General features: G+C 40.6%; 7 protein-coding genes. 5 read left to right on the top strand and 2 right to left on the bottom strand.

Annotated features, from left to right (window positions below):
* Positions 1-280 precede the first annotated feature (280 nt).
* From HW45_RS03095 to HW45_RS03075, 5 genes are all read left to right on the top strand, one after another.
* Entirely contained in the window at positions 281-1,069 is a 789-nt protein-coding gene (locus tag HW45_RS03095) for a hypothetical protein (RefSeq protein WP_038224652.1), read from the top strand.
* A 925-nt stretch (positions 1,070-1,994) separates the two neighbouring features.
* The gene (locus HW45_RS03090) at positions 1,995-2,924 is read left to right on the top strand and encodes an integrase domain-containing protein (protein ID WP_235225348.1); all 930 of its coding nucleotides are present in this window, start codon (positions 1,995-1,997) and stop codon (positions 2,922-2,924) included.
* Positions 2,925-2,928: 4 nt separating this feature from the next.
* Positions 2,929-3,228, top strand: coding sequence for a hypothetical protein (locus HW45_RS03085; protein ID WP_038224648.1), 300 nt, complete (start codon positions 2,929-2,931; stop codon positions 3,226-3,228).
* Positions 3,229-3,313: 85 nt separating this feature from the next.
* On the top strand, positions 3,314-3,760 hold the full coding sequence (locus HW45_RS03080; RefSeq protein WP_038224646.1) for a hypothetical protein: 447 nt from the start codon (positions 3,314-3,316) through the stop codon (positions 3,758-3,760).
* Between the two features lie 366 nt (positions 3,761-4,126).
* The gene (locus HW45_RS03075; RefSeq protein ID WP_038224644.1) at positions 4,127-4,696 is read left to right on the top strand and encodes a recombinase family protein; all 570 of its coding nucleotides are present in this window, start codon (positions 4,127-4,129) and stop codon (positions 4,694-4,696) included.
* Positions 4,697-4,853: 157 nt separating this feature from the next.
* Here HW45_RS03075 and HW45_RS03070 read toward each other — a convergent pair whose 3' ends face one another.
* The gene (locus HW45_RS03070; RefSeq protein WP_038224642.1) at positions 4,854-5,432 is read right to left on the bottom strand and encodes a hypothetical protein; all 579 of its coding nucleotides are present in this window, start codon (positions 5,430-5,432) and stop codon (positions 4,854-4,856) included.
* A gap of 242 nt (positions 5,433-5,674) precedes the next feature.
* Complete coding sequence (locus HW45_RS03065; RefSeq protein WP_235225346.1) at positions 5,675-7,027, bottom strand: KAP family P-loop NTPase fold protein; 1,353 nt, start codon at positions 7,025-7,027, stop codon at positions 5,675-5,677.
* Positions 7,028-7,030 lie beyond the last annotated feature (3 nt).

Here is a 7,030-nt window from a genome sequence, read left to right as displayed (position 1 = left end):
CACGTCGCACGCCCCATTATTAGTTAGAGCTTTTATTAATTCATATCTTGTTGCGTAAATTTGCATTACAACAAGTTATTCGATTTCTTTTCATCTAAAAATTAGGAAACTCTCAGCAGCCTAACTTCCTAGCGCTGTTGATAAGACATTGATTTGTAATTGAGTTGGTAAGTGAAAGACGGCATGATGTGAGAATGAAAAGCGGTTGCTTGCCGTTTAATTAGCGTAAGCTATCACAAAGCCCCTCGGGCTACTTTTTACTAGATTATTGGGAGTTTGAATGGAAAGAAATCAATTTACGTTCTTACAAATGAACACATCGGCTCATTTACTCTATGCGTACGATGAACTTGCATTAACAATTAAGAAAAAAATCGGTATGTTTGATATAAGTGACCCTTTCTCCGTTGCTTATGACAAGCATCAGCTTAATGGGGGATTTACAGCGCTGAATCTAGCGTTAATGAATATGAACGCGGCGATCTTAGAGGGAAGCCTGCGATCTCTCCTTTGTGAAATTATCCAGCGTGATTCAGAATTATTAGGTGAGCACTCGATTTCAAATTCAGATCAACCAGAATATAGAGTATTAACCAGTTCTTACGAGCTACTCAAGCGCCTGCAAGAGGAAGTTGAGTTCCAAGGTGGGTGGGATAAATTAAAACGTCAATACAAAGAGTATTTAGGGGTAAACCTAGATGACATTCTCGACAAAGAAAAAACGTCGGCAATAAATTCAATTTTTACACTAAGGAACATCGCCGCCCACGGAACCAGTTACGTGATCCCTAAACATGCTCTGACTGATGAAGACAAGGGAAGCTACCTCTTTAAGTGGCAATCTAAAACCCAGTCGTTAACCGTATATACAAAAAAAGTGTTTGGCTTGGATGTCCTAAAAGCTCTACAGCACCCATGTTTCGCATACCACTTCTTCGAATTGATTAAAGAGCTGTTGAATAGCATTCAAAGTGACAAGTTTCCCGCTAACGCCAAAATGTTGCTTGACAATATTCGTTCTTACTCATTTGGTTATAGAAATTTTGGACCAGTAACGGTTGAAAAATAGCTAACAAGCATTTAAGGCTTCAAGATACTTTTCTAATCCAATTCGGCACGTTAGATTTCATACTCTAACGTGTTTTTGTCCAAAAATGAGCTATAGAGTCCGCAAGACCGGTGTGATCACCAAGCGATTCTGTCGGGCCTTAATTACCAAAAGACTTTGTTTGGACCTTCTACCTAAATCCCCACTCTAGATCCTCGCCTCTTACGTGCTGACTCAACATGTGACCATGTTAGCCCGGCCTCACATACCCAAAAGCTATTAAGCGAGTCAAAAATAATTCACAACACCGTTGATGTTATTGAAGTTCTACCATACACACATACGATAGCCCACTTCAGGGCTAAGCTTTTTGCCTACTAAGGCATTAATGGAGGAATCTATCCGGCACATATTGGTGTCAGTATTCTTCGTCTAATTTCATTGTAGAAATTAGACGAAGAGAAAATAAATCTAGCTCGTTTAGGGAGGCGGGAGGTGCGGAACATTCGACACAGAAGTTAAAGGAAGTTCGAGCGTCATTAGGTGATCGATAACTGTGGTAGGCAGCAGATGCTAGGCGCTACCACTAATCACGCAAATTCGATGCATGACGTAAATTTGCACAACACAATACATAGCAAACTGATGGTGGAAGCAACGCCTAAAGCCGCTGTCGACGGCGCCATCGGGATTAGTCTAGTAGAGACTGTACCATTTGATGAGGATGCAATAAGCCCTCGACCTCGCGATGAGGGAGCATCAAAGGTTGATCGACGTATATCATTTATCGCTACAGCCGAATGGCTGCGCAATCAGCTATGTCAGATACAGGAGAATATCAACGGAATACAGGAGAAAAATACAAATGAACAGGAAATACTCAGGGCATACTCTGAACCGAGTGCGAGATTTTACAAAACCCAACTTTTCGTTGGGATCTCGAGACATGGAGAAAGCACTGATCAATGCTTCACTAGAACAGCAAGGAGGAGTTAAGAATAATACCCACAGGTCCAGGTTGGCTGCAATTCGTGATTTTTCAGCTTTTTTGAAGGTTAATACAAGAATTAAGAGGTTGAATCACATAGATAAAACAACCGTGCTTCAATATGGAGAACAGCTTCAGGAACGTTATGAAGTTGGTACTCTTAGCCCTGTGACGGCAAGAGACTATCTTAGTCATATAAATAGAACCCTAGCGCAGGCGAGAGGTGATGAAACTTGCGTTGTTAGAGCTACTGCAGATTTAGGATTCGTACCCAAATCAGGGGTTGCGCAAACAGATGGTTCCATAGCGGAAAGGATGCATGAGTGCGTACTTAATAGTGTTAGTGAAGAATTAGGTTTGATCATTCAGTTGCAACGAAAATTCGGCATGCGATTTCGAGAGGCTTGCCTGCACGATGCCCAGCAATCGTTACGAGCGTTAGCAAAGAACGAAATACCCACGATCTCTAGGGGCACGAAAGGAGGTCAGTCTAGGTCGATGCCTGTTGAAAACACTGAGCAATACAACCTGCTCGTCCGAGTGGCAGCTTACCAAAAAGAGCATAAGACACACACTCTGATCCCTGACGGCCGCAGTTTTAAAAGCTTCCAAAGTTATGCGTGGCGTGAAACAAAAGCAATAGATGCTCTGTACCTTACTCATGGGGAAAGAAAATTCTTCGCCACTGAATTTTACGCAAGAAAAATCGGTGTTCGATGTCCAGTGCAATCAGGGATATCACATGGTAAAGACCACTTTGCCTTCATAGCCAAAGAACTTGCTATTCCAATCGAGCATGCGCAGAGCTTAGACCGTATCGTTCGGTTAGAGTTGTCAGAACTCCTTGGACATCATCGCGTTGAGATTACAAACGCCTACCTAGGATAATGCCGTGAACAAAAACACTTTTTCACAAGTAATGACGATCATGGCTCCGTATCGTAAAAAAGGCATTCCTTTCCGCCAGAAACAAATCCGACGATTAATTTTGATACTGGAGGATATTTTTCAGCACGAGAAGTACTTAGGCGAGCAACTCCACAAAGTTGGGAGGCGTCAAATAATTGGGTACTGGGAGAGGACTAAACATGAATCAAACCAAACCCGAAAAGAAAAATATGCAATTCTAAAGCTGTTCTTTGAGCAAGCGCACCTAAGGGGTAGAGTGCCATTTCCTAAGCTGGATTTGTAAGTTAAGCAGAAAAAAAACTCAACACCCTGACGCAATTCGATAGTTGACCATACGACATGTATAACTAAAACGTGGAGGTAAAGTTATGTATGAAAGTATAGGCTCAGAAAATAGCCGCTACTCATTGATCATTGAGCAAATGGAAGAAGCATATGGCTTTTTCAATTGGGTAGTCACTGATGGTCTCGATGCAGACTACCGAGCCAGAGAAGCGATTGAGCGGATAGCGACAAAGTTCTGGGTTATCGGAAAAGATGCTCATGGCGCTCAGTTTGATTTAAGACTACTAACGCCAGTACAGGCAGAGGAAATCGTCAACGCAATCGTTTTTAGTGCGTGCGGCGAAACTAAACTTGCTCTAAATGATCTAGTTCTTTTTTCTTTGGTTTTGAGTGTGTTCCATACAACCATTATGCTAAAAGAGCATGAAGTTGAAGATTCTCTAGACTCTGATGGTCACAGAGGTTTAGTGCTGAAAGAAGAACACCTTCGAGAGCTTTGGCCGTGGGATCGACTTTTCATTCAAGGTTGAAGTGAGTGAATGCTAGAAAGAACAGATGCCTCGGAGGAGACATCTGTTCTACTCCAGAAAGACTGTTGAAATGGTCTTCCCCTCACTTGAGTCATCAACATGTTGAGGCAAAATTGACATGTGCATTTAGTTTGAATAATTAGTGAGGGATTCATAATGAGATGTAGTAAAACGACCTATTGTCGACAAGGGTAGATCTATAACTTATTTGGATAATGTTCTATTTACAGCTGGTATCAAAAAACACTCGAATGTTGATACCAGCTATTTTTTGATCACATTGGTATCATAAATATAGGATTTTGGTTTTTGATGCTAAAACTATCTTGATACTACATGAGATGATACGTAATAGGAGGGAGTAGTTTGCGTACATTTGCATATTGCCGTGTTTCAACTGTCGAGCAATCAACGGAGAACCAGATTATCGCAATTCGACAAAAAGGGTATGAGGTAAGTGAAGGACGCGTGATTAGTGAAACTGTCTCGGGTTCGGTTGAAGCAATGAAGAGAGAAAAATTCAAAACACTAATAGAACATCGTGTGGAATATGGGGATCAACTCGTGGTTTTGAAACTGGATAGGTTAGGTAGAGATAATATCGATGTTCAGAAGGCGATTAACCTTCTCAGTGAAAAAGGTATACAAGTAGTTTGCTTTGATTTACCTGTTGCTGATCTTTCCAGTGCTGATGAAGGTAAGTTGCTGTTGCAGATGTTTTCGGCGTTTGCAGAATTTGAGCGAAATCGAATTCGAGAGCGAACAAAAGAAGGAATTGAACGTGCTAAAACTGAGGGCAAAAAGCTAGGTAGACCAGTGGTACAGAGAATAACAATGGCTGTTCAAGCCAAAAAAGCAGAAGGCTTATCTCAGTCCAAAGTAGCTTTAACGTTAGGAATTGGGATTGCATCGGTTAAGATGCATTGGAACAAGTAGACGTTGTTGGTAAACTAGTTTGGTCTAAAATATTTCTGCCCCATTATTGGCTAAACTTTTTACTCATTCATACTCTGTTCACGGTTTTTCGCAATACTTAAAGTGTAACTTATTGAAGGAATCTAAGTAAGAAGTTATGCTGAAATATATTCGAGAATTAACTATTTACTTTTGCTTGAGCAATCAACTCTATAATGTGGTCATTACGGTACATGCTGGCATAGTCGGTATGTGAAATAGAAAGACCTGAAGCATCTATTTCTACACCGAGAAATATTAGTTCTTTTACTGTGCTTTCATCATCGTTTGAAATTGCATCAAGGAGACAAGCCTCTAAGTTATTAGCTTTATCACCATACTTCTCTTGTATGGCTTTTCGAGTGTTTCGCTTTTGTTGGATCTCTCTATCGGTTTCTAGTTGTCTTGCTCTGATTACGTCGCGTTGCTGTTGCTCAGCTAATTCCTTGTTGTGTTTAGCTTGTTCCAGTTTTTGTCTTGCGACATTTTCAGATATTTCATCAGATAGTTTCGATTCATCAATTAGTGATTGAACACGAAGCTTTATGTATTCACTTTCGGCTTTACCTAAGTCACCAGAAGATTTTGCTAATGCTTTTGTCCATAAGCCAATTCTCTTTTCACCTCTTTGCAGTTCATCAGCTACGGCTGCATATAGGTGTTCTTCAAAAAGTCGTTCTTTAGCACTGGCATTTTTAACGAAAAGTTTCTTAAGCATTGGCCCTCATGAACTATCATACTTTTACTTAAAGTTATTGTATCAAAGTCTGCCTAGAAATAAACTTATCTGCTCAAGAGATACTGAACACTCGCTAAAACGATTTGTAATACTTTACTTAATCCAAATTTTTCTAAATTAGAAAAAATGAAACTTGGAACTGTCCAAAGACGTGTTATGCCGCCTTGCTTTGGGACAAAAGCGACTTAGGAGTCAGCCTAAATCGCCAAGCTTTATATGATTTACATTAGATTAAGGGTTTGAATTGCTTCCGCTACGATTTTTGTACGTGCCCCTTTCCTAGGAGGAAAGCCTGCTCGACGGAAGTAGGCTTCGATTAAGTGTTGCCATTCTGAGTCATGGTGATCATCACTAGGCTCAAACAGGTCTGAGTTGTACAAGCATTCTTGCGCGATCATTGTAAGGACTACTTGATGGTGTTCTGCATCAAGTGACCCTTCTCGGATGGGAACTATTTGATGCTCACCAAAGAACTCAGCAAGCTGCTTTGCATCAGCTCTTGAACGAGTAAGCGAGCTAGCTATCTGTTTGTTAAAGCAAAAGAGCATAACTCCAAAAAGTCTAAGTAATCGGTACCCGAATACAATGTCATCAGCTAGAGCTTGCCCATTTGAGAGTTGTTGATATACCTCTATGTACCTAACTAGTGTTTCCACTTCACGTAATGAAAGTTGATGCTCACGTATGACATGCTTTACGAAAGCAAACTCGGCATTTTCTGCTAAGTTAAGGGGTTCCAAAAGGAGGCTTTGGTTAACAAGGTTTTGATAGTGGCAAACAGAAGCTAGAGACTTTTCTAGACCACTATGATTTGAAAAGGAGTTAGGTAATACGAAAGTAAACTTGAGGAACTTATCAAGATATTGTTGAGCGTTAACACTGTCACCATATCGATGATTAATAGAGGCTTTTAGTTGGTTTGTGTTGGTCACTAGGACAAACTGAACACCAGAAACAGGGAATGTGTGCTTAATTACTTCGAGTATATTCACCGCAAAGTCAGGTCGACACCGATCTAGTTCATCGATGAATACTACAATAGGCTTTTCTTCCGTAATATCAGCCATCATTTTTTGTAGAGCTTCTAGGCTTTCATTAGCCTTTATATGATCTTTTAACAGCGACTCTACTGATGAATCTATCGCTTTGTCTGCTGCTTTCTGGATCTCTTTATCAAATCCATCAAGGACAGTTTCTGTATCTTGTTTTAATACATGGGCAACACCTGCTTTTGCTAAAGTTTTTAGACCATACCTAACGGTTGGTAAGACTTTTTGAACGAAGCTTTCTCGCTGCTCACCTTCAGGTAGAACTTTCAAGATTTCAGCTAGTATTGTTAGCAAAGGTTCATCGGCATGATCAGCCTGAAATGCATCAACGTAAATCAGATGATGCGAATCTCTGCCTTTCATTAAGTTGATTAGTTTATGGCAGAACTCCGTTTTTCCGGTTCCCCACCCACCGTCAACGACCATTGGGGAGATATCTATTGACGACTCAAGTAATAGAGCTACTTTTTCTGCTACGGTTTCTCGTTTGAACTCGTCACGACAAGCAAAAGTTATATTGTTCATTTT

The sequence above is a fragment of the Vibrio sp. ER1A genome (genome assembly GCF_000733315.1).
Lineage (GTDB): Bacteria > Pseudomonadota > Gammaproteobacteria > Enterobacterales > Vibrionaceae > Vibrio > Vibrio mediterranei.
Note: the sequence above shows the minus strand (reverse complement) of the source record. Positions and strands in the feature narration are given on the sequence as shown.